Here is a 24701-nt window from a genome sequence, read left to right as displayed (position 1 = left end):
CTCCCCCTGCCTCACGTATATACTTTTGCTCTTTCGATATCATTCATATCAATATCATGCAAAAGAAATCAATTTACGTTGCCTACACGGGCGGGACCATCGGGATGCAGCGTTCCGAGCAGGGTTATATTCCGGTGTCAGGTCATCTACAACGCCAGCTGGCGCTGATGCCGGAGTTCCATCGCCCGGAGATGCCAGATTTCACTATTCATGAATATATGCCGCTGATGGATTCTTCTGATATGACGCCGGAAGACTGGCAGCATATTGCTGAAGATATTAAAGCGCACTATGACGACTATGATGGTTTTGTCATTCTGCACGGCACCGATACGATGGCCTATACCGCTTCTGCGCTGTCGTTCATGCTCGAGAATCTCGGCAAACCGGTCATTGTGACAGGGTCACAAATTCCATTAGCCGAGTTACGCTCTGACGGACAAATCAATCTGTTGAATGCGTTATACGTTGCGGCAAATTACCCGATCAACGAAGTAACACTCTTTTTTAATAACCGTCTGTATCGCGGTAACCGCACCACCAAAGCCCATGCCGATGGTTTTGATGCCTTCGCGTCACCAAATCTTCCTCCATTGCTGGAAGCGGGTATTCACATCCGTCGTTTAAATACGCCACCAGCACCGCACGGCGAAGGTGAACTGATCGTTCATCCAATCACGCCACAACCGATCGGCGTGGTAACAATTTATCCGGGGATTTCTGCTGACGTTGTGCGCAATTTCCTCCGTCAACCGGTGAAAGCGTTGATTTTGCGCTCATATGGCGTGGGCAATGCGCCCCAAAACAAAGCCTTCCTGCAAGAATTACAAGAGGCCAGCGATCGCGGTATTGTGGTGGTCAACCTGACACAATGTATGTCCGGTAAAGTGAACATGGGCGGTTATGCTACCGGTAATGCCCTCGCCCATGCCGGCGTTATTGGCGGCGCGGATATGACTGTAGAAGCCACATTAACCAAACTGCACTACCTGCTTAGCCAGGGACTGGATACCGAAACCATTCGCAAGGCCATGAGCCAAAACCTGCGCGGCGAACTGACGCCGGATGATTAAGGAGACTGCAATGCCCCATCGCGCCCTGTTACTGGTCGATTTACAAAATGATTTCTGTGCTGGTGGCGCGCTCGCCGTACCGGAAGGTGACAGCACAGTGGATGTTGCTAACCGCCTGATTGACTGGTGCCAGTCGCGCGGAGAAGCGGTTATTGCCAGTCAGGACTGGCACCCGGCTGATCATGGCAGCTTTGCCCGCCAGCACGGTGTAGAGCCTTATACGCAGGGACAACTCGACGGCCTGGCGCAAACATTCTGGCCTGAACACTGTGTGCAGAACAGTGAAGGCGCACAATTACACCCGTTACTGAATCAAAAAGCGATCGCAGCCGTGTTCCATAAAGGCGAAAACCCTTTAGTTGACAGTTACAGTGCTTTTTTTGATAACGGCCGTCGGCAGAAAACCGCGCTTGATGACTGGTTGCGCGATCATGAAATCAATGAATTGATCGTTATGGGTCTGGCGACCGACTATTGCGTGAAGTTTACCGTGCTGGACGCATTGCAGGCAGGTTATAGCGTGAACGTGATTACCGATGGCTGTCGCGGCGTGAATATCCAGCCACAGGACAGCGCGCACGCGTTTATGGAGATGTCAGCGGCTGGGGCAACGCTATATACACTGGCGGACTGGGAAGAGACGCAGGGATAATTTTACGCTGGCCTACAATTCTGTACTGTCGTTGTAGGCCAAATAAAGTGCGGCAGCGGTGCCTCTGGCATGTTGGTTGTTAAATCAAACAACCAACACGTGACAGTAAAGATTATCCCCTCCCTTCGTAAACGTGCTACAAAGGGGACAATTCATTCACTTAAACATGGCAATTGGTTTTGCCGTGATACCAAAATCTTCTTTCAACTGTTGTTTGCTCTTCATGACCATCTGGCCGTTCGTATCAATAGTCATATGCTGCGCATCGGTATTGTTACGGGCTTGCCACAGCATCACCAGTTGCAGACAGTTCTCTTTTTGTTCTTCCGTCAAGGCAACACCGTCTGGCCATTTACCCAGTTCAACGGCTGTCGATAAACGCTGGTAAACCTCAGGCGTCATGCTGTTGATTATTTCATCAAGACTCATAATTTTCCCGCTCCTGTGGAATAAGTTGCTGAATCGTTTTTTCAACCGTTGATTTCTTCGCCATTTTCGCCATCAGTAAAACGCAATGATGCCGAGTTAACACAGTAGCGTTCGCCTGTGGGTTGTGGGCCGTCGGGAAAAACATGCCCCAGATGAGCATCACAGTTTCCACAACGAATTTCTATCCGCTGCATTCCATGTGACAAGTCTTTGATATAACGGATTGAATCTTCACTCACCGGCTCATAAAAACTGGGCCAGCCACAGCCTGAATCATACTTGGTTTGAGAATGAAACAGAGGGGCGTCGCAGATCAAACAGTGGTAAATGCCGTCGCGCTTATTATGCAATAAACGTCCAGTAAATGGCGGCTCCGTCCCGTGATTCTGTGTCACGTAAAACTGCATCTCGGACAAATTTTTTTTCAGTTCTTCTGCCGAAGGTTTGTTAGCCATTTGCTCACATCTCACTTTAATCACGCTCACATTACGTGACTTATTCTAACAAAACATTAACACCAACTCGCAAAATTTTGTTCTAAACTTGATCTCAACGAAATGGCAGCACTTAAAACGTGATAAAAATCACATTTTTATCGTAATTGCCCTTTAAAATTCGGGGCGCCGACCCCATGTGGTCTCAAGCCCAAAGGAAGAGTGAGGCGAGTCAGTCGCGTAATGCTTAGGCACAGGATTGATTTGTCGCAATGATTGACACGATTCCGCTTGACGCTGCGTAAGGTTTTTGTAATTTTACAGGCAACCTTTTATTCACTAACAAATAGCTGGTGGAATATATGACTATCAAAGTAGGTATCAACGGTTTTGGCCGTATCGGTCGCATTGTTTTCCGTGCTGCTCAGAAACGTTCTGACATCGAGATCGTTGCAATCAACGACCTGTTAGACGCTGATTACATGGCATACATGCTGAAATATGACTCCACTCACGGTCGTTTCGACGGCACCGTTGAAGTGAAAGACGGTCATCTGATCGTTAACGGTAAAAAAATCCGTGTTACCGCTGAACGTGATCCGGCTAACCTGAAATGGGACGAAGTTGGTGTTGACGTTGTCGCTGAAGCAACTGGTCTGTTCCTGACTGACGAAACTGCTCGTAAACACATCACCGCTGGTGCGAAAAAAGTGGTTATGACTGGTCCGTCTAAGGACAACACTCCGATGTTCGTTAAAGGCGCTAACTTCGACAAATATGCTGGCCAGGACATCGTTTCCAACGCTTCCTGCACCACCAACTGCCTGGCTCCGCTGGCTAAAGTTATCAACGATAACTTCGGCATCATCGAAGGTCTGATGACCACCGTTCACGCTACTACCGCTACTCAGAAAACCGTTGATGGTCCGTCTCACAAAGACTGGCGCGGCGGCCGTGGCGCTTCTCAGAACATCATCCCGTCCTCTACCGGTGCTGCTAAAGCTGTAGGTAAAGTACTGCCAGAACTGAATGGCAAACTGACTGGTATGGCGTTCCGCGTTCCAACCCCGAACGTATCCGTAGTTGACCTGACCGTTCGTCTGGAAAAAGCTGCAACTTACGAGCAGATCAAAGCTGCCGTTAAAGCTGCTGCTGAAGGCGAAATGAAAGGCGTTCTGGGCTACACCGAAGATGACGTAGTATCTACCGATTTCAACGGCGAAGTTTGCACTTCCGTGTTCGATGCTAAAGCGGGTATCGCTCTGAACGACAACTTCGTGAAACTGGTATCCTGGTACGACAACGAAACCGGTTACTCCAACAAAGTTCTGGATCTGATCGCTCACATCTCCAAATAAGTTGAGATGACTTTGTGATCTAAAAAGAGCGACTTCGGTCGCTCTTTTTTTTACCTGATGAAATGAAGTTAAAGGACTGCGTCATGATTAAGAAAATTTTTGCCCTTCCGGTCATCGAACAAATTTCCCCTGTCCTCTCCCGTCGTAAACTGGATGAACTGGACCTTATTGTGGTCGAACATCCCCAGGTAAAAGCCTCTTTTACATTACAGGGCGCACACCTTCTCTCGTGGAAACCTGCGGGTGAAGAAGACGTCCTGTGGTTGAGCAATAACACTCCGTTCAAAAATGGCGTCGCCATTCGCGGTGGCGTGCCGGTTTGCTGGCCGTGGTTTGGTCCGGCAGCACAACAAGGTCTGCCTGCGCACGGTTTTGCCCGTATTCTGCCGTGGACGCTGAAATCGCATAGTGAAGATGCCGATAGCGTGACACTGACTTTCGAACTGACGCAAAGCGACGAGACAAAAAAATACTGGCCGCACGACTTTACGCTGTTAGCGCATTTCCGCGTGGGTGAAACCTGTGAAATCGATCTTGAAGCGCACGGCGAATGTGAAACCACCTCTGCTCTGCATACTTACTTTAACGTGGGTGATATTGCTAAGGTAAGCGTCAGTGGTCTGGGCGATCGCTTCATTGATAAAGTGAACGATGCGAAAGAAGATGTACTGACCGACGGTATTCAGACCTTCCCTGATCGTACCGATCGCGTGTATCTGAATCCGCAAGATTGCAGTGTGATTAATGACGAAGCGTTGAATCGTACTATTACCGTTGGTCACCAGCATCATCTGAACGTCGTCGGCTGGAACCCTGGCCCGGCACTTTCAGTCAGCATGGGCGATATGCCGGATGATGGCTACAAGACCTTTGTTTGTGTAGAAACAGCTTACGCTTCAGAAACTCAAAAAGTGACTAAAGAGCAACCTTCCCATCTGGCACAATCCATTCGCGTTGCCAAACGTTAATTTGTGCTAGTTTATGTGCCGGGTGCGATGCATCCGGCATTTCCCAACATCACACCATATCCAGCGAAGTTTTGCCTTTTGGTGCCGGATACGCGTTGTCCAGCATGGCTAATTCCTCTGACAAAAGCACAATCTCAAGCACAGCTGCATTTTGTTGAACATGGGCGATAGTTGCCGCTTTTGGAATCGCCATCACGCCCTGATGGCTGATTACCCACGCCAGCAACACTTGCGCGGCAGTGGCATTGTGAGCATGAGCTATTTCGTTGACCACTGCGTTTTTTAGCAAACCATTACGTAAGCGCCCGGCCTGCGCCAACGGACTGTAAGCCATCACTGGCATTTGCTGTTGTTGGCACCAGGGGAGTAGATCATACTCAATCCCTCGCGAGCCGAGATGATAAAGCACTTGATTAGTGGCACACTGATTTCCACCCGGCACCTGCCAGAGCTCCTGCATGTCAGAATAATCAAGGTTGGAAACGCCCCAGCGGCGGATTTTTCCCTGGGCGATCAATTTTTCCATTGCTGCGACAGTCTCTTCAAAAGCGAAACTGCCAGACCAGTGTAATAAGTAAAGATCGAGATAATCAGTATTGAGGCGGCGTAAACTGGCTTCACATGCGTTAATCGCTTTTTGTCCGCCAGCATTCCACGGATAGACTTTAGAGACGAGAAAGACTCTATCACGCAGACCGGTTAATGCTTCACCGACCACCTTCTCGGCACCGCCATCGGCATACATTTCGGCGGTATCAATGAGGGTTAAACCGAGGTCAATGCCCGCGCGTAGTGCAGCAACTTCTGTTTTGCGCTGACTGGCGTCTTCGCCCATATACCATGTTCCCTGCCCTACGGCTGGCAGTGAGACATCGCCACTGAACTGAATCATTTTTTGTTGCATTGTTTCCTCCCGGTTTTTGCACCACCGTAATGCAAAACAGGGCGTGACGCCCTGTTTTTATGCACAAAATGCCCTGGAAAGATGCATTATCAGAATTTGTAGGTGATCCCGGTAGAAATCAGACCAGTCCAGGATTTATCCACCATCGGGCTGTCAGTAACTTCATCAGACAGGCGGGTGTAGCGTGCGGTGCCGTAAACACTCCAGTCGCCGAGGAAGTTGTAGCTGGCACTCAGCTCCAGGTAAGGACTCCAGCTGTCATTCGGGTTATAGCCACGCAGACCGCTGCGAGCGGACTCTTTGCGCGATACGCCATAATAGTATTCGTTCTGGTTTTCGCTGTTCCACTGCACACCGATACCCGGAGTCACGGTCAGGCCGCCGTTGGTGTAACGGTACAACCAGGCCATATCCCACACGATACCGTTGCTGTTATCCAGTGTGTCTCCTGCCAGGGTGGTACGCAGATAACCGTACTGGGTAAAGTGTGCGTAGGACAGACCAGCCATCATAGTGCTCTTACGGTCATCCAGGTGGCGCATTTGGTGATCACCACTGTCTTTGGCTTTGAAGTAGAGCGGCGACCAGTAAGCGGTAATTGAAAGTTTATCCGTTGCGTCATTCCACAGGTAGTAACCACCACCTAAGCCACGGAACCAGAAGTTATCGCCTTCATAGTTGATTACTGGTACTGGGTAAACATCGGTATCGTAATCTTTATAGGGGTGTTCAACGACACCTACGCCTGCGCCCAGGGAAAAATTACCTTCAGCGTGCGCTACGCCTGCAGACGTTGCGATAAGCACTCCAAGTGCCAGAAGTTTGAGTTTGGTCACAATTAATCATTCCTTAAACAAATGTTTAGCGGGCGACAAAGTTTACCCGTCAATACATCGAAACCCAACCTTTTTACATTTTCATTTCTAAAGGTAACTGTTTAATTTTCCTGACGCTGATGACATCGGGCTTACACCTGAATGAATTTTGCGTTACTGGCGGCAATATTCTTTACATTAATTATGCAATTTTTATGGATGAGTTGTTGATATGCCATTGAAATCCAGAAAGCCATGCAGGCAAGTTTTCCAATTGCCATCTACGCTTAATTTTGAAGGTGTATCACCGGGCACGTTGTTCTCACAGTCGGTAAGATGGCATGAGAGTTGCTGTGTTTTAGCAAGCGACGTCGTTCAGTTTACCTCTTCCGGGAGCCTCTACTATTCATATGAACGGCTCTTAACCTGTGCTAAAAAACGAAAGGACGGCATACCATGAATATATTCGATCACTATCGCCAGCGATATGAAGCTGCCAAGGACGAAGAGTTCACACTGCAGGAGTTTCTTACCACTTGTCGGCAAGATCGCAGTGCTTATGCCAACGCGGCTGAGCGGCTATTGATGGCTATTGGTGAGCCGATCATGGTCGATACGGCCCAGGAACCCAGACTTTCTCGACTCTTTTCCAACCGGGTCATTGCACGTTATCCGGCGTTTGAAGAGTTTTACGGCATGGAAGACGCGATTGAACAGATTGTCTCTTATCTGAAACACGCGGCTCAGGGGCTGGAAGAGAAGAAACAAATCCTGTATCTGCTGGGGCCTGTAGGTGGGGGTAAATCATCGCTTGCTGAGCGACTGAAATCATTAATGCAGCTCGTGCCTATTTATGTATTGAGCGCCAATGGTGAGCGTAGCCCGGTCAACGATCATCCATTCTGTCTGTTCAATCCACAGGAAGATGCGCAGATTCTGGAAAAAGAGTATGGCATTCCTCGCCGTTATCTCGGCACCATCATGTCGCCGTGGGCTGCGAAGCGTCTGCATGAGTTTGGTGGTGACATCACAAAATTCCGGGTTGTGAAGGTCTGGCCGTCTATTCTGCAACAAATTGCCATCGCCAAAACAGAACCGGGCGATGAGAATAACCAGGACATCTCCGCGCTGGTAGGGAAAGTCGATATTCGGAAGCTCGAACACTACGCGCAAAACGATCCGGACGCCTATGGTTATTCCGGTGCGCTGTGCCGTGCAAACCAGGGGATCATGGAATTTGTCGAGATGTTTAAAGCACCGATCAAAGTGCTGCATCCCCTGTTGACCGCCACCCAGGAAGGTAACTACAACGGGACGGAAGGTATCTCCGCCCTGCCATTTAACGGGATTATTCTCGCTCACTCGAACGAATCCGAATGGGTCACTTTCCGTAATAACAAGAACAACGAAGCCTTCCTCGACCGTGTCTATATCGTGAAGGTTCCGTATTGCTTACGCATTTCCGAAGAGATCAAAATCTACGAGAAACTGCTTAATCACAGTGAACTGACTCACGCCCCATGCGCGCCTGGCACGCTGGAAACGCTGTCTCGTTTTTCCATTCTTTCGCGCCTGAAAGAGCCGGAAAACTCCAGCATTTATTCAAAGATGCGCGTTTACGATGGCGAAAGCCTGAAAGATACCGACCCGAAAGCCAAGTCGTATCAGGAATATCGTGATTACGCAGGCGTCGATGAAGGGATGAATGGTCTGTCCACGCGTTTCGCGTTTAAGATCCTCTCGCGCGTGTTTAACTTCGATCACGTGGAAGTGGCGGCTAACCCGGTTCATCTGTTCTACGTCCTGGAACAGCAGATTGAGCGCGAGCAGTTCCCGCAAGAGCAGGCAGAACGCTATCTGGAGTTCCTGAAAGGTTATCTGATCCCGAAATATGCCGAGTTTATCGGTAAAGAGATCCAGACAGCTTATCTCGAATCCTATTCCGAATATGGGCAAAACATTTTCGACCGTTATGTCACCTATGCGGATTTCTGGATCCAGGATCAGGAGTATCGCGACCCGGATACCGGTCAGTTGTTTGACCGCGAATCTCTTAACGCCGAGCTGGAGAAAATCGAAAAACCAGCGGGGATCAGCAATCCGAAAGATTTCCGCAACGAGATTGTCAACTTTGTGCTGCGCGCCAGAGCGAATAACAGCGGACGCAATCCGAACTGGACCAGCTACGAAAAACTGCGCACGGTTATCGAGAAAAAAATGTTCTCCAATACCGAAGAGTTGTTGCCGGTCATTTCGTTTAACGCCAAAACCTCAACCGACGAGCAGAAGAAACACGACGATTTTGTCGACCGTATGATGGAAAAAGGCTACACCCGTAAACAGGTGCGTTTACTGTGCGAATGGTATTTGCGCGTACGTAAATCGTCTTAACACAATGGCCCGGTGCACATGTTACCGGGCCGACAATGACAGCGAACCGTAGGCCGGAAAAGCAAAGCGCATCCGGCAATACAGGTGCAACATACTGTTGGCAAATGCAGTACGGGGGGCATATGACCTGGTTTATTGACCGGCGTCTGAACGGCAAAAATAAAAGCATGGTGAATCGCCAGCGTTTTTTACGCCGTTATAAAGCGCAAATTAAACAGTCGATCTCCGAGGCCATCAATAAGCGTTCGGTGACCGACGTCGACAGCGGCGAGTCCGTTTCTATCCCAACGGAAGATATTAGCGAACCGATGTTTCATCAGGGGCGTGGCGGCCTGCGCCATCGCGTTCATCCGGGCAATGACCATTTTGTACAGAATGACAGAATTGAACGTCCCCAGGGCGGCGGAGGTGGCTCCGGCAGTGGTCAGGGTCAAGCCAGCCAGGACGGTGAAGGTCAGGATGAATTTGTCTTCCAGATTTCGAAAGACGAATATCTCGACCTGCTGTTTGAAGATTTAGCCTTACCAAATCTGAAACAAAACCAGCAACGCCAGTTGACCGAATATAAAACGCATCGGGCAGGCTACACCGCTAACGGCGTTCCTGCCAATATCAGCGTGGTGCGTTCATTGCAGAACTCACTGGCGCGGCGTACCGCGATGACCGCAGGCAAGCGACGGGAACTTCATGCTCTGGAAGAAAATCTGGCCATCATCAGCAACAGTGAACCTGCGCAATTACTGGAGGAGGAACGGCTGCGCAAAGAGATTGCCGAATTACGCGCCAAAATTGAACGCGTTCCATTCATCGACACCTTCGATTTACGTTACAAGAATTATGAGAAACGCCCCGATCCCTCCAGTCAGGCCGTAATGTTTTGCCTGATGGACGTTTCCGGTTCGATGGATCAATCCACCAAAGATATGGCCAAACGTTTTTATATATTGCTGTATCTGTTTCTCAGCAGAACATACAAGAACGTCGAAGTCGTTTACATCCGCCACCATACCCAGGCGAAAGAAGTTGATGAACATGAGTTTTTCTACTCACAGGAAACTGGCGGCACCATTGTTTCCAGTGCCCTGAAACTGATGGATGAGGTGGTGAAAGAGCGTTATAACCCGGCGCAGTGGAATATCTATGCTGCACAAGCGTCAGACGGCGATAACTGGGCTGATGACTCTCCGCTTTGCCATGAGATTCTGGCGAAAAAATTGTTGCCCGTTGTTCGTTATTACAGCTATATCGAAATTACCCGCCGCGCTCATCAAACATTGTGGCGGGAATATGAGCATCTGCAATCTACTTTCGAAAACTTTGCGATGCAGCATATACGCGATCAGGATGATATTTATCCCGTGTTCCGCGAGCTATTCCATAAACAAAATGCAACGACTAAAGACTAAAATAGTCAGCCGGGTCATTGTTACCTGGCTGATTTTTAGCTCACTGTAAATTAATTCATTTATTACATACATTACCTTACAATTGTTTTAAATATGTCAGCATCAGCTTTACAGGATTTAGTTCCATAAAAAAATCATTCGGAAAAAATGATTCTGTTAACACGCTTTTTTTCAGGGGTATTCTTTAATTATTTTTTTATCGGCAAAGAAATTTGATCCTGGTCAAAACTATATATCTCTGCCATCAATAAAATCCAGCACTCACATTGCTCTCCTTTTTATGGTTCCTATGGGTACACAAAAATTAAAAGCACAAAGCTTTTTTATTTTCAGTTTGTTACTGACATTAATTTTATTTTGCATCACCACCTTATATAATGAAAACACCAATGTAAAACTCATCCCACAGATGAATTACCTGATGGTTGTTGTGGCTTTATTTTTCCTTAACTCCATCATCTTTCTTTTCATGCTAATGAAATACTTCACTAATCGTGATATTTTTCCAACACTCATTTTAAGCCTTGCTTTTTTAAGTGGTATTTTCTATTTAACTGAAACCATTTTCATTATTCATAAACCTATCAATGATAACATCCTTATTCAGACGAAGGCGAATGATGTTTCCATATTATATCTATTTCGCCAGCTAAGTTTTATTTTCTTAACCGCACTGGCTCTCTACTGTTATGGACGAAATAGCATCCTGACGAACAACAAGAAAAAAACCTGTATCTTGTTGCTGGCGCTGATACCTTTTATATTTTTCCCTTTTCTGGCACATAACCTGAGCAGCTATAATCCTGACTACTCTTTATATGTCGTAGATTACTGTCCGGATAGTCATACGGCGAGCTGGGGAATTAACTACACCAAGATTTTGGTTTGTCTGTGGGCGTGTTTACTGTTTTTTATTATCATGCGTACACAATTAGCAAGCGAGATGTGGCCGTCAATTGCATTATTATGTCTGGCATCGCTCTGCTGTAACTTGTTACTACTGACTCTGGATGAATATAATTATACCATCTGGTATATCAGTCGTGGCATTGAGGTTTCGAGTAAACTGTTTGTTGTCACCTTCTTGATATATAACATATTTCAGGAACTACAACTTTCCAGCAAACTGGCGGTTCATGATGTACTAACCAATATTTATAACCGTCGTCACTTTTTCAACAGTGTAGAGACATTACTCTCTCGCCCTGTTGTGAAGGATTTTTGTATTATGCTGGTAGATATTAACCAGTTCAAACGCATAAATGCTCAATGGGGTCATCATGTGGGCGATAAAGTTCTGGTTTCAATTGTCGATATTATCCAGCAAAGTATCCGCCCCGATGACATCTTCGCACGTCTGGATGGTGAAGTGTTTGGCTTGATATTTACCGAGTTGAATACCGCCCAGGCAAAAATTATCGCCGATCGGGTGCGTAAAAATGTCGAGCTCCTGACCGGTTTTAGTAATAGATATAATGTCCCTGAACAAATGACCATCAGCATTGGCTGTGTTTTTTCCACGGGTGATACGCGTAATATCTCGCTTGTCATGACAGAAGCAGATAAAGCGTTACGTGAGGCGAAAACCGATGGCGGTAACAAAGTGATTATTCATTATATTTGAGTGCAAAATTATTCACAGCCATGCATTTTGCGTGGCTTTGGCATACAATTTATTACCAATACCCCTAAATTTCCCCTCCCCAGCGGCGCAGAGATGAGTATAATTAGCGCCCCTGTACCAGGCCGCAATCGAACTTTATCTGGTTTTCTCGTTTCACTAACCGAAGGAGTGCCATTTATCATGAAATTGCACCATAGAATGCTCCGGCATTTTATCGCCGCAAGTGTCATTGTGCTGACATCTTCCTTCCTTATTTTTGAACTTGTCGCCAGCGACAGGGCAATGAGTGCTTATTTGCGCTATATCGTCCAGAAAGCAGACTCCTCCTTTCTCTACGACAAGTATCAAAATCAGAGTATTGCCGCACATGTGATGCGCGCGCTTGCTGCTAAACAGTCTGAGGTGTCGCCAGAACAGCGACGGGCCATCTGTGAGGCTTTTGAGTCTGCCAACAATACCCATGGCTTAAACCTGACTGCCCATACTTATGCAGATTTACACGGAACATTGCAGACTGCATCCACTGACTGCGACACAATTGTCGAAGCAGCGGCGCTATTACCGGCATTTGATCAGGCGGTGGAAGGTAACCGCCACCAGGATGATTACGGTTCCGGCCTTGGGATGGCCGAAGAGAAATTTCACTATTATCTCGATCTCAATGATCGCTATGTCTATTTTTATGAGCCGGTAAATGTTGAATACTTCGCGATGAATAATTGGTCCTTCTTGCAGTCAGGAAGCATTGGTATTGATCGTAAAGATATTGAAAAAGTGTTTACCGGTCGCACCGTATTATCGAGCATTTACCAGGATCAGCGTACTAAACAGAACGTGATGAGTTTGCTGACGCCCGTCTATGTTGCCGGGCAATTAAAAGGTATTGTGTTGCTGGATATTAGTAAAAACAATCTGCGCAATATTTTTTATACTCATGACCGCCCTCTCCTCTGGCGTTTTCTCAATGTTACGCTAACCGATACAGATTCGGGACGCGACATTATTATCAATCAGAGCGAAGATAATCTGTTTCAGTATGTCAGTTACGTCCATGACTTGCCTGGCGGCATTCGTGTTTCGTTATCCATTGATATTCTTTACTTTATTACATCATCATGGAAAAGCGTTGTATTCTGGCTGCTGACAGCATTGATATTACTCAATATGGTACGGATGCACTTCCGCCTGTACCAAAACGTGACTCGTGAAAATATCAGTGATGCGATGACCGGACTGTATAATCGCAAAATATTAACGCCCGAACTTGAGCAGCGTTTGCAGAAACTGGTGCAATCCGGTTCTTCGGTGATGTTTATTGCAATTGACATGGACAAGTTAAAGCAAATAAATGACACCCTCGGTCATCAGGAGGGGGATTTAGCCATTACGTTATTAGCTCAGGCGATTAAACAGTCGATTCGTAAAAGCGATTATGCTATCCGCCTCGGTGGCGATGAATTCTGTATCATTCTTGTCGATTCGACGCCGCAAATTGCAGCACAACTGCCTGAACGTATCGAAAAACGTCTGCAACATATCGCGCCGCAGAAAGAGATCGGCTTCTCTTCCGGTATTTACGCGATGAAAGAAAACGATACGCTGCATGATGCATATAAAGCTTCCGATGAGCGTTTATATGTCAATAAGCAGAACAAAAACAGCCGTTCATGATAATCTTCTGTGGTTGTTTGCTTGTAATCCCAGGAGCGTGAAATGACTGAAATGGCTAAAGGAAGCGTGACGCATCAGCGGTTAATCGCTTTATTATCACAAGAAGGCGCTAACTTCCGCATCGTTACCCACGACGCGGTGGGTAAATGCGAAGCGGTGTCAGAAATTCGTGGCACCGCTTTGGGTCAGGGTGCTAAGGCACTGGTGTGTAAAGTCAAAGGTAATGGCGTAAATCAGCATGTTCTGGCGATCCTCGCTGCCGATCAACAGGCCGACCTTAGCCAACTCGCCAGCCATATCGGTGGGTTGCGTGCTTCGCTGGCCAGCCCGGCTGAAGTCGATGAACTTACAGGCTGTGTCTTCGGTGCTATCCCTCCATTCAGCTTCCATCCAAAACTCAAACTGGTCGCCGACCCGCTACTTTTTGAGCGATTCGATGAGATCGCCTTCAATGCGGGTATGCTGGATAAATCCGTTATTTTGAACACCGCAGATTATTTACGCATTGCACAACCAGAGCTGGTCAAATTCCGTCGTACTACGTAACTAGCTGCTCCGTTCAATAAGCAGAACAGACAGCACCAGCACAACTGCAATGGCAAAAAACGATGACGTGATAATCAGTGTCTCAACGAGCATTTGATCGTTCATGGTCTTATCCCAGGAGATACCTGTTTTCACGTTATTGTTAGCGCGCACAAATGGCAATTTGATGACAATTTGCCTGATTTTTTATGCATAGCACGTAATTGTTCTCTGCTTCCTCTCATCAGCAGGCGTAAAGTAGGCAGGTTTATTATTTTTTGGCAAGGAAACCACGATGTTTGATGTCACTTTGCTGATCCTGCTCGGGTTAGCTGCGCTGGGCTTTATCAGCCACAACACCACTGTCGCTGTTTCAATTCTGGTGTTGATCATTGTCCGCGTCACACCGTTAAGCACCTTTTTCCCGTGGATCGAAAAACAAGGACTGAGTATCGGGATAATCATTCTGACTATCGGCGTAATGGCTCCTGTAGCCAGCGGGACACTGCCACCATCGACACTTATTCACTCGTTTCTGAACTGGAAATCGCTGGTGGCAATTGCAGTAGGCGTTATTGTTTCCTGGCTTGGCGGACGCGGCGTGACCTTGATGGGCAGCCAGCCGCAACTGGTTGCCGGGCTGCTGGTGGGCACGATTTTAGGCGTGGCGCTGTTTCGCGGTGTGCCGGTCGGTCCGCTTATTGCCGCAGGTCTGGTCTCCCTGATCATCGGGAAACAGTAGTTAATCCCGCAATATATCGGCCTGGGGTTTGCCCCAGGCCTTTCTTAAACATGGTAATAAAAGCCGTTGTTGAATCATACCCCAGCATATGCGCCACTTTCTGAACACTATCGCCTTTCACTAACCTCTGAAGTGCCAGAATGAGCTGCAACTGATGACGCCACTGACGAAAGCTCAACCCCGTCTCTTTAACTATCAACCTGGCGAGATTGCGTTCACTCATCGCAAAAAAATTTGCCCATTGCCCCAATGTCCCCCATTCAACGGGCTCTTTTGCCATCGTATCCACCATCACGCGGATTTTGGGGTGTGAAGAAACGGGTAACTGCAACTGTTGTTGCGGTTGCTGAGGAAGTTCATCAAACAGCACCTGAATTAATCTGCGCGTCATTGGTTCAGCACGTTGAGCTGCTGTTCTTTTTGCCAGCGTTAAAATTAATTCACGACATAAAGGCGCAATTTTCAGCGTGCAACATTTGCCCGGCATTATCACCGCACTGGATTCAATAAATAAAAAACAAAGCTCGGCATTCGCTGTTACCTGATTACTATGCTCCACACCACCGGGAATCCATACTGCATATTGTGGCGGCACCATCCACAGCGCATTTTCCACCGTACAGGTAATGGCTCCACGCAGCGCCAGTATCAGTTGTCCTTTGCGGTGCTGATGTACAGGACTGGTCAATTCATCCTTTCCGGCATGAATACAAAATGCGACCGCCGTTTCATGGTGAAGATCGGGTTCATAACCATTGAGATTTAACCTGTGCATCATTTTGTCCGAATTTAGCGATAATTTGTCATTTTAGCTTGATTCAACATAGCAATAAAAACGCTAAGGTACAGCCTCGCTTGTAACAATGAGATATCTATGATCCGTTCAACTTCATTAAGCGGCAAAAACAGGATTGTCCTGATAGCCGGCGTTCTAATGATTGCCACCACACTCCGTGTTACCTTCACCGGCGTAGCACCGTTACTGGATACCATTCGTTCCGCTTACTCACTGACGACGGCGCAAACAGGGTTACTGACGACCTTACCTTTATTAGCCTTTGCCCTGATATCCCCTCTTGCCGCGTCGGTGGCTCGTCGTTTTGGTATAGAGCGCAGTCTGGTGGCTGCATTACTTTTGATTTGTGCTGGCATAGCACTTCGCTCTCTTCCTTCGGCTTACTTATTATTTGGCGGTACGATTATCATTGGCTGTGGGATTGCATTAGGGAATGTCTTGCTACCTGGTCTCATTAAACGCGATTTTCCCCATTCCGTCGCCAGACTTACCGGCGCATATTCCCTGACGATGGGCGCTGCAGCGGCGCTGGGGTCAGCTCTGGTGGTGCCGCTGGCTTTGAACGGTTTTGGCTGGCAGGGCGCGTTGCTCATGCTGATGTGTTTTCCTCTGCTGGCTCTATTTATATGGCTGCCGCAATGGCGTAATCGACAACATGTGAATTTGAGTACCTCACGCGCCTTACATACCCGGCGTATCTGGCGTTCGCCGCTTGCCTGGCAAGTGACGTTGTTTCTCGGTATCAACTCACTGGTCTATTACGTGATTATCGGCTGGCTTCCGGCGATCCTCATCAGCCACGGCTACAGCGAGGCACAGGCTGGTTCGCTGCATGGTTTGTTGCAATTAGCCACTGCTGCTCCCGGTTTGCTGATCCCACTTTTCTTACATCATGTGAAAGATCAGCGCGGTATTGCCGCTCTGGTCGCCTTAATGTGCGCAGTGGGTGCGGTTGGGCTCTGCTTTATGCCAGCACACGCTGTCACCTGGACTCTGCTTTTCGGTTTTGGTTCCGGGGCAACAATGATACTTGGACTAACGTTTATCGGACTGCGAGCAAGCTCTGCGCATCAGGCTGCTGCTCTTTCGGGTATGGCACAATCCGTCGGGTATCTGCTGGCAGCTTGTGGGCCGCCGCTAATGGGCAAAATACACGATGCTAACGGTGACTGGTCCACGCCACTGATTGTTGTCGCAATTCTTTCACTGCTGATGGCGATTTTTGGACTTTGCGCCGGAAGAGACAAAGAAATTCATTGATGTCCGGTGCTATAGTGACGACGCAAATCATGCGTGAAAGGGAGAACAAACACGATGAATATTCAGTGTAAACGCGTTTATGATCCGGCTGAACAGAGCGATGGTTATCGCGTACTGGTCGACCGTCTCTGGCCGCGTGGTATCAAGAAAACAGACTTAGCACTTGATGAGTGGGACAAAGAGATCACGCCGTCAACGGAACTACGCAAAGCCTTTCACGGCGAAGCGATCGATTTTAAAACCTTTCGCGAACAATATATTGCAGAACTGGCGCAACACGAGCCAGAAGGGAAGCGGCTGGCGGAAATCGCCCAAAAACAGCCGCTGACCCTGCTCTACTCAGCAAAAAATACCACGCAAAACCATGCGCTGGTGCTGGCCGACTGGCTGCGAAGCTTGTGATTTTAGCCTGGCATCCGGCGGTTATTTTTCACCAGCCGGATGATCCCGTCGCCATAATGCCCATTCATCAATGGTTTCACCGCCCGGTAATTTGCAATTGTTGCTGACCCCTTGCGATGTCTGCACGGGAATGAGCGTACCGCCTTTCTGTTGGCAGTAGACCGACGCCGGATTCGCCATCCCAACATGCGGCGGTTTTGGTGCATCGGGCTGAGAAGTGGTTGAACATCCCGCAAGAATTAACAGGCAAGGCAGAGTAAAACTGATAATTTTCATTCGTTGATCTCACACGTTTATCTACGCCTTAGAGTATCGCGGTATCGTTTTGTTTTGCAGCACTATTTATTTTACATTCACTTAAAATATATTACGGCTAGTTTCATCTTCTTTGATGATGTTTTATCATGCCTGCAAAGATTAAATAATCAGCATTTTACCCGCCGTATCCTGGAGTTCTTTCGTGTCAGATCAGATTATTGCCCGCGTCTCGCAGTCACTCGCCTCAGAACATTCTCTGGAAAGTCTGGTTCGGCAACTTCTGGAGATGCTGGAAATGGTCACCGACATGGAATCGACCTATTTGACAAAGGTGGATATTGACGCACGTCTGCAACATATCCTGTTTGCCCGTAACAGCCAGAAAATGCACATCCCGGAGAATTTTACCGTCTCGTGGGATTACTCGTTGTGCAAACGCGCCATTGATGAAAACTGTTTTTTCAGCGATGAAGTTCCCGACCGTTGGGGTGACTGCATTGCGGCGCGCAATCTCGGTATTACCACATTCCTGAGCACGCCGGTTCACTTACCGGATGGTTCGTTCTATGGCACGCTTTGCGCCGCCAGCAGTGAAAAGCGCCCGTGGAGTGAACGCGCAGAGCAGGTTTTGCAGCTATTCGCCGGACTGATTGCACAATATATTCAAAAAGAGGCGCTGGTTGAGCAATTACGTGAAGCCAATGCCGCTCTGATTGCGCAATCTTACACCGACTCTTTGACCGGCCTGCCGAATCGGCGGGCGATTTTTGATAATCTGACGACGCTGTTTTCCCTCGCTCGGCATCTGAAGCGTAAGGCAATTATTGCTTTTATCGACCTGGATAACTTCAAATTAATCAACGACCGATTTGGCCACAATAGTGGCGATCTGTTTCTTATTCAGGTTGGCGAGCGCCTCACCAGGCTACATCAGAATGGCGAGATTATTGGTCGTCTTGGCGGCGATGAATTTTTGGTCGTTTCCCTGGCTAATGAAAACGCCGATATCCAGTCACTGCGTGAGCGTATCCAACAGCAAATACGTGGAGAATATCACTTGGGTGATATTGACCTGTTTTATCCTGGCGCCAGTCTTGGCGTAGTAGAAGTGGATCCTGAAACCACCGATGCCGACAGTGCCCTACATGCTGCCGATATCGCGATGTATCAGGAGAAAAAACACAAACTGAAAACCCCTTTTGTCGCGCATTCAGACAGGCACTCCTGAGGCGTATTCACATCCTTTTCTTTGGTGGTAACATGCGAATCGGTATTGTTTTTCCCGTCGTGATCTTTATTACGGCAGTCGTATTTTTAGCGTGGTTTTTTATTGGTGGCTATGCGGCCCCAGGGGCATAAAGATGAAAAAAACAACGATTATTATGATGGGCGTGGCGATTATTGTCGTTCTTGGCACCGAGCTGGGATGGTGGTAATACCGCGTCGATAAAATAGCAAAGGCTGCCTGTAGGCAGCCTTTGTACTTTTCAGTATTAACTTTTGACTTTTCTGTAGATAAACAGCACGACAAGCGCACCAATCACGGCAACCACAAAACTACCAAAGTTGAAGCCATCGACTTTGCCAAAACCAAACAGTGTACTGATCCATCCACCAACTACGGCACCGATAATTCCCAGCAGGATGGTCATAAAGAATCCACCACCATCTTTACCAGGCATGATCCACTTCGCCAGAATACCGGCAATAAGTCCAAAAATAATCCATGACAGAATGCCCATTGTTTCCTCACTTATCTGTTTTGCATTAGCGGGTTAGTCGCTGATAAAAAGCATAGCACAACATAAGAGAGGCAAGAATTGTGATATGTGTCACGGAGGATTTTTTTTATGATGGCGCAGAATTAGCGCCATCTGCATTACTAATAATTACCAACCACAAACATCATGCTCATTTTCCGTGTCATAAGAGCGCACGGTATTGACGAGATCTTTGATCACTTCAGCCGCCACTTCTGGCACCAGTAATGTCATCGGCGTCTCTGTTTCGTAATCGACAGAAACGCCATTACTGTTATTGGTGACGGTTACGGTATACGTTGCTTTGCCCATAATTCATTTCCCGCTATGAATGACTTTCCGCTGTTTTGCACCTTCCATCAGGACTTCAGGAGCAACGAAGAAGTCGATGTTAAAATAAGTATCGTCAGTCATGGCTTCAATATTGTGCCACTTTTCCGGCGGGAACACTGCGAATTGACCTGCTTCGATGAGGATCACCTGATCAGGTTCTGCGCTGTGTTCATCAGCATAGCCGAGATATTTGACCGCCCCATGCATAACGGACAGGCGTGGATAAACACCCGGACGCGTTCCTTTATCAAGATGACGTTCGAATATTCCGGCAGGCGCAGTTTGTTTATTCCAGAAAGGTGTTGAGCGCGTATGAATGTAATTTTGTGGGATTTGCAGCATCCTTTTCCCTCCTTCGGTAAATGTGCTGAAAACCATTTATTCCAGCCGTTTCAGGGTACGCCTGATAATTTGCATTTTAAATACCATTTATTGGTTACTTTTTAGCACCATATCAGAGAAGAATCAGGGAGGATTACAGATGGGAAGCCCGCGACAACGCGGGCTGAAAGCATCAGGATTGCAGCGTCGCCAGTCGGGCAGCGAAACCCACGAACATCAAACCAATCAGTGAGTTGCCCACTTTAGCCAGTTTCTTTTTGGTACGAATGTACTGCGTGACAAAAGCACCTGAAATAATCAGGAAGCTCAAATAACAGAAGCTTACCAGTTCCAGCGTTGTCGCCAGAATAAAGAATGAAATCCCCGTATGTGGCGCATTAACATCGATAAACTGTACGAAAAACGACACATAGAACAAAATGGCTTTTGGATTGGTCAGACTCAAAATTAACGCACGCTTGAAAATAGCGCCATATTGAGGTTCATCTGATTTGGCCTCGCTATTTTTACCCTTCAGAGTTGCGTAAAGAATTTTACTCCCCAGATAGAGCAAATAAAACGCGCCAAGATAACGTACAATATTGAATAATATCGGTGTGGTCTTAATTAAGGTTGCTACACCGGCCCACGCCAGAAACATCAATACTGCATCGCCAATAAATACACCACAGGCCGCAAGATAACCGCCTTTCACTCCACTACTAACGCTATTTTTAAGCACAAACAGGGTATTCGGCCCTGGCACCAGCACGATAAAAATGGCCCCAACCAGATAGGTCCAGTAATTCAGAACCCCATATTCTGCGAACACATTAACCTCTTTAATTCTCTTTGGATCATGCGCGATTAAAGGTGAATATGCTAACCAATCCGCAACGGCTTAGAAAGGAGAAAATCAGGTTTTAACCTGACAACAACCTGAGAATAGAGTAAAAAATTGCACTCATTCCAGTGAAAAATTCGGGTAATGATTTGCAAAATACTGGCGCAAAAACTCTACCGTAATCCGTACTTTTGCGGATGTCGCCAGCCTTGAGACATAAACAGCCCAGACATTTGCTGGCTGATAATATTCAGGTAAAACCTGTACCAGATGCCCACTGGCAATATTTTCACTAACGTCCCACCAGGAGCGCAACGCAATTCCCTGCCCATCGAGACACCACTGATGGACAATTTCACCATGATTAGACGACATCGATCCGGTGACTTTAATGGCATGGTGACCTTCTTTATTGCGCAATTGCCAGACACCAAACGGATGATCGCGCTCTTTTATGACCAGGCGGGGTAACGCAGAAAGATCCGTTAAATGTTTCGGTGCACCATATCGCGCAATAAACCCCGGCGATGCGCAGAGAATACGGTAATTGGTCGCCAGTTTGCGGGCAATTAAGTTAGGTGCAATGTCGTCGCCAATACGAATATCCAGATCGACCCCTTCATTGACCAAATCGACCAACCGGTCTTCCACATCAAAACGTAACTCCAGTTGCGGATACGCTTTCGCAAGTGCTGACAGTGCCGGAGCTACCACCTGCCGTCCAAAACCAAAACTGCTGATAATACGCAGCATTCCCTGCGGCACCTGGCGCACGTCGGAAAGCTCATCCATCATCTGCCCGACATCCTGCAATATGCGCTGCGCCCATTCATAAATCCGCTCACCTTCCTCGGTAATGGTGACGCGACGGGTGGTGCGGTGTAATAGCACCACGTTTAAGGTTTGCTCCAGCAAGGCGATGCGCTTGCTGACGAAGGCCGGTGAAACGCCTAATTCTTCCGCCACGGCAGCAAAACCGGCCCGGCGAGCCACCAGCATAAAGACGCGCAAATCGTTCAGCAGCGGTAAATTATTCATGATTCGTGTTTTATGTTTCACCAGTTGCGGGGATTAATTCCTGATCAGTCAATTATAGGATGGTGGAGTTGTCAATTTTGCTGATCAGGAAGTGAGAACCTAATGATGAAAACGATGCGTATTGCTGCGATCCCTGGAGACGGGATTGGCAAAGAAGTCCTTCCTGAAGGGATTCGTGTGTTACAAGCTGCTGCTGAACGCTGGGGCTTTGCCTTAAGTTTTGAGCAGATGGAGTGGGCAAGTTGCGAGTATTACAGCCATCACGGCAAAATGATGCCGGACGACTGGCATGAACAACTCAGCGGTTTCGACGCTATCTACTTTGGTGCCGTCGGCTGGCCGGACACCGTTCCGGATCATATTTCGTTATGGGGGTCGCTGCTGAAATTTCGCCGCGAGTTTGATCAGTACGTTAACCTGCGCCCGGTACGCCTCTTTCCCGGCGTTCCCTGCCCACTGGCGGGTAAACAGCCTGGCGACATCGATTTTTACGTGGTGCGCGAAAATACGGAAGGCGAATACTCGTCTCTGGGCGGTCGACTGAATGAAGGAACGGAACATGAGGTTGTCATCCAGGAATCGGTATTTACCCGCCGTGGCGTCGATCGCATTTTGCAATATGCTTTTGAGCTAGCACAAAGCCGCCCGCGCAAAACCCTGACTTCTGCCACGAAATCTAACGGTTTAGCCATTAGTATGCCGTACTGGGATGAGCGAGTAAAAGCAATGGCAGAAAATTACCCGGAAATCCACTGGGACAAGCAGCATATTGATATTCTCTGCGCGCGCTTTGTGATGCAGCCGGAACGCTTTGATGTGGTGGTAGCGTCTAATTTATTTGGAGATATTCTTTCCGATCTTGGCCCGGCCTGCACCGGCACCATCGGCATTGCCCCATCCGCTAACCTGAATCCGGAACGCACTTTCCCGTCGCTCTTCGAGCCAGTCCACGGCTCTGCGCCGGATATCTACGGTAAAAATATTGCCAACCCTATCGCCACGATTTGGGCCGGGGCAATGATGCTGGATTTCCTTGGCAATGGCGATGAGCGTTTCCAGCAAGCGCACAACGGCATTCTGGCAGCGATTGAAGAAGTGATTGCTCACGGGCCGAAAACACCCGATATGAAAGGTAATGCCACCACGCCACAGGTTGCCGACGCGATTTGCAAAATTATTTTGCGTTAAGGTCAAACCAGTTTATTTGAACCGCGTCACTGACGCGGTTTTTTTATTCGTTCTTTACAGTAAATAACCTGCGTCATTTCACCTTTTATTGTTTCCGTTTCGTGTTTTATGGCTTTCCGTATTCTTAATTGTTTAATTTATGTAACATGCAAATAATCAATTTGTTAAACACAACAAAAGTTCATTACCCTGCAAATAATTACAACTGGCAAAAGCCAGCGACGGGCTTTTATGCCCAGGAGATGACTCATGATGAGCAATGTTAAGAAAAAAGATTTGCCGCTGATTAGCATCAGCCTGGTGGCCATTCTTTTCATCGCAGCCACATTAAGCCTTTTTCCGCAACAGTCGGCCGACGCGGCCAACGCAATATACAGTTTAGTTACCCGCACGCTGGGTTCTGCCGTACAGGTATTAGTTTTGCTGGCAATGGGGCTGGTAATTTATTTAGCCACCAGCAAATACGGCAATATTCGTCTTGGCGAAGGTAAACCGGAATACAGTACGCTCTCCTGGCTGTTTATGTTTATTTGCGCCGGATTAGGTTCCTCCACGCTTTATTGGGGCGTAGCGGAGTGGGCCTATTATTATCAAACGCCGGGTTTAAATATCGTGCCGCGTTCACAGCAGGCACTGGAATTTAGCGTTCCCTACTCCTTTTTCCATTGGGGCATCAGCGCCTGGGCAACTTATACGCTGGCCTCATTAATCATGGCTTACCACTTTCATGTGCGGAAAAATAAAGGGCTGAGTCTTTCCGGCATTATTGCTGCTATTACCGGCGTTCGCCCGCAAGGCCCATGGGGAAAACTGGTGGACTTAATGTTCCTGATCGCCACTGTCGGCGCACTGACCATTTCCCTTGTTGTCACCGCAGCAACCTTTACCCGTGGGCTTTCCGCGCTGACCGGTTTACCCGATAACTTCACCGTGCAGGCATTTGTGATCCTGCTTTCCGGCGGCATTTTTTGCCTAAGCTCGTGGATAGGTATCAACAACGGTTTACAACGTCTGAGCAAAATGGTCGGCTGGGGCGCGTTCCTGCTGCCATTGCTGGTTTTGATTGTCGGTCCAACCGAGTTTATTACCAACAGCATCATCAATGCCATCGGCCTGACCACACAAAACTTCTTACAGATGAGCTTATTTACCGATCCACTTGGCGATGGTTCATTTACCCGCAACTGGACCGTTTTCTACTGGCTGTGGTGGATCTCTTACACCCCCGGCGTGGCAATGTTTGTCACCCGCGTATCACGTGGTCGTAAGATCAAAGAAGTTATCTGGGGGCTGATCCTCGGTAGCACCGTCGGCTGCTGGTTCTTCTTCGGCGTGATGGAAAGCTTCGCCATTCATCAGTTTATCAAAGGGATAATCAACGTTCCGCAGGTGCTGGAAACGTTGGGCGGTGAAACGGCTGTTCAACAAGTTCTGGGTGATGCTGCCAACTTACTGATTTAGTGTATGATGGTGTTTTTGAGGTGCTCCAGTGGCTTCTGTTTCTATCAG

28 protein-coding genes and 1 pseudogene are annotated in these 24701 nt (G+C 47.9%); 17 read left to right on the top strand and 12 right to left on the bottom strand.

Annotation, left to right across the window (positions count from 1 at the left end):
• The first annotated feature begins 56 nt into the window (after positions 1-56).
• Both ansA and pncA read left to right on the top strand, forming a co-directional pair.
• Positions 57-1073, top strand: coding sequence for an asparaginase (ansA, locus tag FC814_RS13040; protein WP_137326033.1), 1017 nt, complete (start codon positions 57-59; stop codon positions 1071-1073).
• Positions 1074-1083: 10 nt separating this feature from the next.
• Positions 1084-1725, top strand: coding sequence for a bifunctional nicotinamidase/pyrazinamidase (pncA, locus tag FC814_RS13035; protein WP_085460649.1), 642 nt, complete (start codon positions 1084-1086; stop codon positions 1723-1725).
• A gap of 156 nt (positions 1726-1881) precedes the next feature.
• Here pncA and FC814_RS13030 read toward each other — a convergent pair whose 3' ends face one another.
• Together FC814_RS13030 and msrB are read right to left on the bottom strand one after the other, a co-directional pair.
• A complete protein-coding gene (locus FC814_RS13030; protein WP_137326032.1) occupies positions 1882-2154 on the bottom strand; it encodes a YeaC family protein in 273 nt (90 codons plus the stop codon).
• A gap of 41 nt (positions 2155-2195) precedes the next feature.
• Complete coding sequence (gene msrB / locus FC814_RS13020) at positions 2196-2609, bottom strand: peptide-methionine (R)-S-oxide reductase MsrB (RefSeq protein WP_001284610.1); 414 nt, start codon at positions 2607-2609, stop codon at positions 2196-2198.
• 341 nt (positions 2610-2950) lie between these two features.
• On the opposite strand from msrB, the gene gapA reads away from it, so the two are divergent.
• Together gapA and FC814_RS13010 are read left to right on the top strand one after the other, a co-directional pair.
• A complete protein-coding gene (gapA, locus tag FC814_RS13015) occupies positions 2951-3946 on the top strand; it encodes a glyceraldehyde-3-phosphate dehydrogenase (RefSeq protein ID WP_000153502.1) in 996 nt (331 codons plus the stop codon).
• An 83-nt stretch (positions 3947-4029) separates the two neighbouring features.
• A complete protein-coding gene (locus FC814_RS13010; protein WP_137326031.1) occupies positions 4030-4914 on the top strand; it encodes a D-hexose-6-phosphate mutarotase in 885 nt (294 codons plus the stop codon).
• A 49-nt stretch (positions 4915-4963) separates the two neighbouring features.
• Here FC814_RS13010 and yeaE read toward each other — a convergent pair whose 3' ends face one another.
• Both yeaE and mipA read right to left on the bottom strand, forming a co-directional pair.
• A complete protein-coding gene (gene yeaE / locus FC814_RS13005) occupies positions 4964-5818 on the bottom strand; it encodes a methylglyoxal reductase YeaE (RefSeq protein ID WP_137326030.1) in 855 nt (284 codons plus the stop codon).
• An 89-nt stretch (positions 5819-5907) separates the two neighbouring features.
• Positions 5908-6654, bottom strand: coding sequence for a scaffolding protein MipA (mipA, locus tag FC814_RS13000; RefSeq protein WP_000163784.1), 747 nt, complete (start codon positions 6652-6654; stop codon positions 5908-5910).
• Positions 6655-7089: 435 nt separating this feature from the next.
• On the opposite strand from mipA, the gene yeaG reads away from it, so the two are divergent.
• From yeaG to yeaK, 5 genes are all read left to right on the top strand, one after another.
• Positions 7090-9024 carry a protein kinase YeaG gene (yeaG, locus tag FC814_RS12995; protein WP_001019859.1) on the top strand — a complete coding sequence of 645 codons (1935 nt, stop codon included), beginning with the start codon at positions 7090-7092 and terminating at the stop codon, positions 9022-9024.
• Positions 9025-9146: 122 nt separating this feature from the next.
• A complete protein-coding gene (locus FC814_RS12990) occupies positions 9147-10430 on the top strand; it encodes a YeaH/YhbH family protein (RefSeq protein WP_000219690.1) in 1284 nt (427 codons plus the stop codon).
• A 280-nt stretch (positions 10431-10710) separates the two neighbouring features.
• Positions 10711-12054 (top strand): GGDEF domain-containing protein, encoded by a 1344-nt coding sequence (locus FC814_RS12985; protein ID WP_137326029.1) that lies wholly within the window; start codon positions 10711-10713, stop codon positions 12052-12054.
• 180 nt (positions 12055-12234) lie between these two features.
• A complete protein-coding gene (gene dgcJ / locus FC814_RS12980; protein ID WP_010345844.1) occupies positions 12235-13725 on the top strand; it encodes a diguanylate cyclase DgcJ in 1491 nt (496 codons plus the stop codon).
• Between the two features lie 42 nt (positions 13726-13767).
• Complete coding sequence (gene yeaK / locus FC814_RS12975; protein WP_000138047.1) at positions 13768-14271, top strand: mischarged aminoacyl-tRNA deacylase; 504 nt, start codon at positions 13768-13770, stop codon at positions 14269-14271.
• Here yeaK and yoaI read toward each other — a convergent pair whose 3' ends face one another.
• Positions 14272-14376: a small membrane protein YoaI gene (gene yoaI / locus FC814_RS12970; RefSeq protein ID WP_077629632.1), complete on the bottom strand. Its 105-nt coding sequence runs from the start codon at positions 14374-14376 to the stop codon at positions 14272-14274.
• Positions 14377-14545: 169 nt separating this feature from the next.
• On the opposite strand from yoaI, the gene FC814_RS12965 reads away from it, so the two are divergent.
• On the top strand, positions 14546-14992 hold the full coding sequence (locus tag FC814_RS12965) for a DUF441 domain-containing protein (protein WP_000460713.1): 447 nt from the start codon (positions 14546-14548) through the stop codon (positions 14990-14992).
• Here the strand turns inward: FC814_RS12965 and FC814_RS12960 are convergent.
• Entirely contained in the window at positions 14976-15770 is a 795-nt protein-coding gene (locus tag FC814_RS12960; RefSeq protein WP_000972229.1) for a helix-turn-helix transcriptional regulator, read from the bottom strand. The two genes, FC814_RS12965 and FC814_RS12960, sit on opposite strands and share 17 nt — an antisense overlap.
• A gap of 96 nt (positions 15771-15866) precedes the next feature.
• Here FC814_RS12960 and FC814_RS12955 point away from each other — a divergent pair, with 96 nt between their 5' ends.
• Positions 15867-17048 carry a CynX/NimT family MFS transporter gene (locus FC814_RS12955; RefSeq protein ID WP_137326028.1) on the top strand — a complete coding sequence of 394 codons (1182 nt, stop codon included), beginning with the start codon at positions 15867-15869 and terminating at the stop codon, positions 17046-17048.
• A 54-nt stretch (positions 17049-17102) separates the two neighbouring features.
• Complete coding sequence (locus FC814_RS12950; protein ID WP_010345838.1) at positions 17103-17450, top strand: DUF488 domain-containing protein; 348 nt, start codon at positions 17103-17105, stop codon at positions 17448-17450.
• A 21-nt stretch (positions 17451-17471) separates the two neighbouring features.
• Here the strand turns inward: FC814_RS12950 and FC814_RS12945 are convergent, their stop codons facing one another.
• A complete protein-coding gene (locus FC814_RS12945; protein ID WP_000691925.1) occupies positions 17472-17726 on the bottom strand; it encodes a DUF333 domain-containing protein in 255 nt (84 codons plus the stop codon).
• A gap of 184 nt (positions 17727-17910) precedes the next feature.
• On the opposite strand from FC814_RS12945, the gene FC814_RS12940 reads away from it, so the two are divergent.
• Genes FC814_RS12940 through yoaJ form a run of 3 tightly spaced genes read left to right on the top strand, consistent with a single transcriptional unit; the run spans position 17911 to position 19144 of the window.
• The gene (locus tag FC814_RS12940; protein ID WP_010345834.1) at positions 17911-18936 is read left to right on the top strand and encodes a sensor domain-containing diguanylate cyclase; all 1026 of its coding nucleotides are present in this window, start codon (positions 17911-17913) and stop codon (positions 18934-18936) included.
• Between the two features lie 32 nt (positions 18937-18968).
• Complete coding sequence (locus tag FC814_RS12935) at positions 18969-19067, top strand: YoaK family small membrane protein (protein ID WP_032225340.1); 99 nt, start codon at positions 18969-18971, stop codon at positions 19065-19067.
• Between the two features lie 2 nt (positions 19068-19069).
• Positions 19070-19144: a protein YoaJ gene (yoaJ, locus tag FC814_RS12930; RefSeq protein WP_001386836.1), complete on the top strand. Its 75-nt coding sequence runs from the start codon at positions 19070-19072 to the stop codon at positions 19142-19144.
• A 57-nt stretch (positions 19145-19201) separates the two neighbouring features.
• On the opposite strand, the gene FC814_RS12925 is transcribed toward yoaJ, so the two are convergent.
• From FC814_RS12925 to dmlR, 5 genes are all read right to left on the bottom strand, one after another.
• Positions 19202-19450: a GlsB/YeaQ/YmgE family stress response membrane protein gene (locus FC814_RS12925; RefSeq protein ID WP_000512152.1), complete on the bottom strand. Its 249-nt coding sequence runs from the start codon at positions 19448-19450 to the stop codon at positions 19202-19204.
• A 147-nt stretch (positions 19451-19597) separates the two neighbouring features.
• Positions 19598-19780, bottom strand: a complete 183-nt coding sequence (locus FC814_RS12920) for a DUF1869 domain-containing protein (RefSeq protein ID WP_000513737.1) — start codon at positions 19778-19780, stop codon at positions 19598-19600.
• Positions 19781-19783: 3 nt separating this feature from the next.
• Positions 19784-20143, bottom strand: coding sequence for a DUF1971 domain-containing protein YeaR (gene yeaR, locus FC814_RS12915; RefSeq protein ID WP_000939314.1), 360 nt, complete (start codon positions 20141-20143; stop codon positions 19784-19786).
• 172 nt (positions 20144-20315) lie between these two features.
• Positions 20316-20954, bottom strand: coding sequence for a leucine efflux protein LeuE (gene leuE, locus FC814_RS12910; RefSeq protein ID WP_000457214.1), 639 nt, complete (start codon positions 20952-20954; stop codon positions 20316-20318).
• Positions 20955-21086: 132 nt separating this feature from the next.
• Positions 21087-22004: a DNA-binding transcriptional regulator DmlR gene (gene dmlR / locus FC814_RS12905; RefSeq protein WP_137326027.1), complete on the bottom strand. Its 918-nt coding sequence runs from the start codon at positions 22002-22004 to the stop codon at positions 21087-21089.
• 102 nt (positions 22005-22106) lie between these two features.
• On the opposite strand from dmlR, the gene dmlA reads away from it, so the two are divergent.
• Positions 22107-23192, top strand: coding sequence for a multifunctional D-malate/3-isopropylmalate/tartarate dehydrogenase (gene dmlA / locus FC814_RS12900; protein ID WP_137326026.1), 1086 nt, complete (start codon positions 22107-22109; stop codon positions 23190-23192).
• Positions 23193-23441: 249 nt separating this feature from the next.
• Positions 23442-24626, top strand: a pseudogene (gene yeaV / locus FC814_RS12895) (BCCT family transporter YeaV); the annotation flags it as partial.
• Between the last annotated feature and the right edge of the window lie 75 nt (positions 24627-24701).

Origin of the sequence: Escherichia sp. MR (assembly GCF_005280595.1) — a bacterium.
GTDB lineage: Bacteria > Pseudomonadota > Gammaproteobacteria > Enterobacterales > Enterobacteriaceae > Escherichia > Escherichia ruysiae.
Note: the sequence above shows the minus strand (reverse complement) of the source record. Positions and strands in the feature narration are given on the sequence as shown.

What these genes read in the sequence shown, in the direction of transcription:
- pncA (WP_085460649.1), top strand. Translation starts at nt 1,084, where the DNA reads ATGCCCCATCGCGCCCTGTTACTGGTCGATTTACAAAATGATTTCTGT.
- FC814_RS12935 (WP_032225340.1), top strand. Translation starts at nt 18,969, where the DNA reads ATGCGAATCGGTATTGTTTTTCCCGTCGTGATCTTTATTACGGCAGTC.
- yeaR (WP_000939314.1), bottom strand. Translation starts at nt 20,143, where the DNA reads ATGCTGCAAATCCCACAAAATTACATTCATACGCGCTCAACACCTTTC.
- FC814_RS12925 (WP_000512152.1), bottom strand. Translation starts at nt 19,450, where the DNA reads ATGGGCATTCTGTCATGGATTATTTTTGGACTTATTGCCGGTATTCTG.
- yeaK (WP_000138047.1), top strand. Translation starts at nt 13,768, where the DNA reads ATGACTGAAATGGCTAAAGGAAGCGTGACGCATCAGCGGTTAATCGCT.
- yeaE (WP_137326030.1), bottom strand. Translation starts at nt 5,818, where the DNA reads ATGCAACAAAAAATGATTCAGTTCAGTGGCGATGTCTCACTGCCAGCC.
- FC814_RS13030 (WP_137326032.1), bottom strand. Translation starts at nt 2,154, where the DNA reads ATGAGTCTTGATGAAATAATCAACAGCATGACGCCTGAGGTTTACCAG.
- yoaI (WP_077629632.1), bottom strand. Translation starts at nt 14,376, where the DNA reads ATGAACGATCAAATGCTCGTTGAGACACTGATTATCACGTCATCGTTT.
- FC814_RS13010 (WP_137326031.1), top strand. Translation starts at nt 4,030, where the DNA reads ATGATTAAGAAAATTTTTGCCCTTCCGGTCATCGAACAAATTTCCCCT.
- dmlR (WP_137326027.1), bottom strand. Translation starts at nt 22,004, where the DNA reads ATGAATAATTTACCGCTGCTGAACGATTTGCGCGTCTTTATGCTGGTG.
- dgcJ (WP_010345844.1), top strand. Translation starts at nt 12,235, where the DNA reads ATGAAATTGCACCATAGAATGCTCCGGCATTTTATCGCCGCAAGTGTC.
- FC814_RS12965 (WP_000460713.1), top strand. Translation starts at nt 14,546, where the DNA reads ATGTTTGATGTCACTTTGCTGATCCTGCTCGGGTTAGCTGCGCTGGGC.
- FC814_RS12960 (WP_000972229.1), bottom strand. Translation starts at nt 15,770, where the DNA reads ATGATGCACAGGTTAAATCTCAATGGTTATGAACCCGATCTTCACCAT.
- gapA (WP_000153502.1), top strand. Translation starts at nt 2,951, where the DNA reads ATGACTATCAAAGTAGGTATCAACGGTTTTGGCCGTATCGGTCGCATT.
- FC814_RS12990 (WP_000219690.1), top strand. Translation starts at nt 9,147, where the DNA reads ATGACCTGGTTTATTGACCGGCGTCTGAACGGCAAAAATAAAAGCATG.
- msrB (WP_001284610.1), bottom strand. Translation starts at nt 2,609, where the DNA reads ATGGCTAACAAACCTTCGGCAGAAGAACTGAAAAAAAATTTGTCCGAG.
- FC814_RS12950 (WP_010345838.1), top strand. Translation starts at nt 17,103, where the DNA reads ATGAATATTCAGTGTAAACGCGTTTATGATCCGGCTGAACAGAGCGAT.
- yeaG (WP_001019859.1), top strand. Translation starts at nt 7,090, where the DNA reads ATGAATATATTCGATCACTATCGCCAGCGATATGAAGCTGCCAAGGAC.
- ansA (WP_137326033.1), top strand. Translation starts at nt 57, where the DNA reads ATGCAAAAGAAATCAATTTACGTTGCCTACACGGGCGGGACCATCGGG.
- dmlA (WP_137326026.1), top strand. Translation starts at nt 22,107, where the DNA reads ATGATGAAAACGATGCGTATTGCTGCGATCCCTGGAGACGGGATTGGC.
- FC814_RS12945 (WP_000691925.1), bottom strand. Translation starts at nt 17,726, where the DNA reads ATGAAAATTATCAGTTTTACTCTGCCTTGCCTGTTAATTCTTGCGGGA.
- FC814_RS12955 (WP_137326028.1), top strand. Translation starts at nt 15,867, where the DNA reads ATGATCCGTTCAACTTCATTAAGCGGCAAAAACAGGATTGTCCTGATA.
- FC814_RS12920 (WP_000513737.1), bottom strand. Translation starts at nt 19,780, where the DNA reads ATGGGCAAAGCAACGTATACCGTAACCGTCACCAATAACAGTAATGGC.
- FC814_RS12985 (WP_137326029.1), top strand. Translation starts at nt 10,711, where the DNA reads ATGGTTCCTATGGGTACACAAAAATTAAAAGCACAAAGCTTTTTTATT.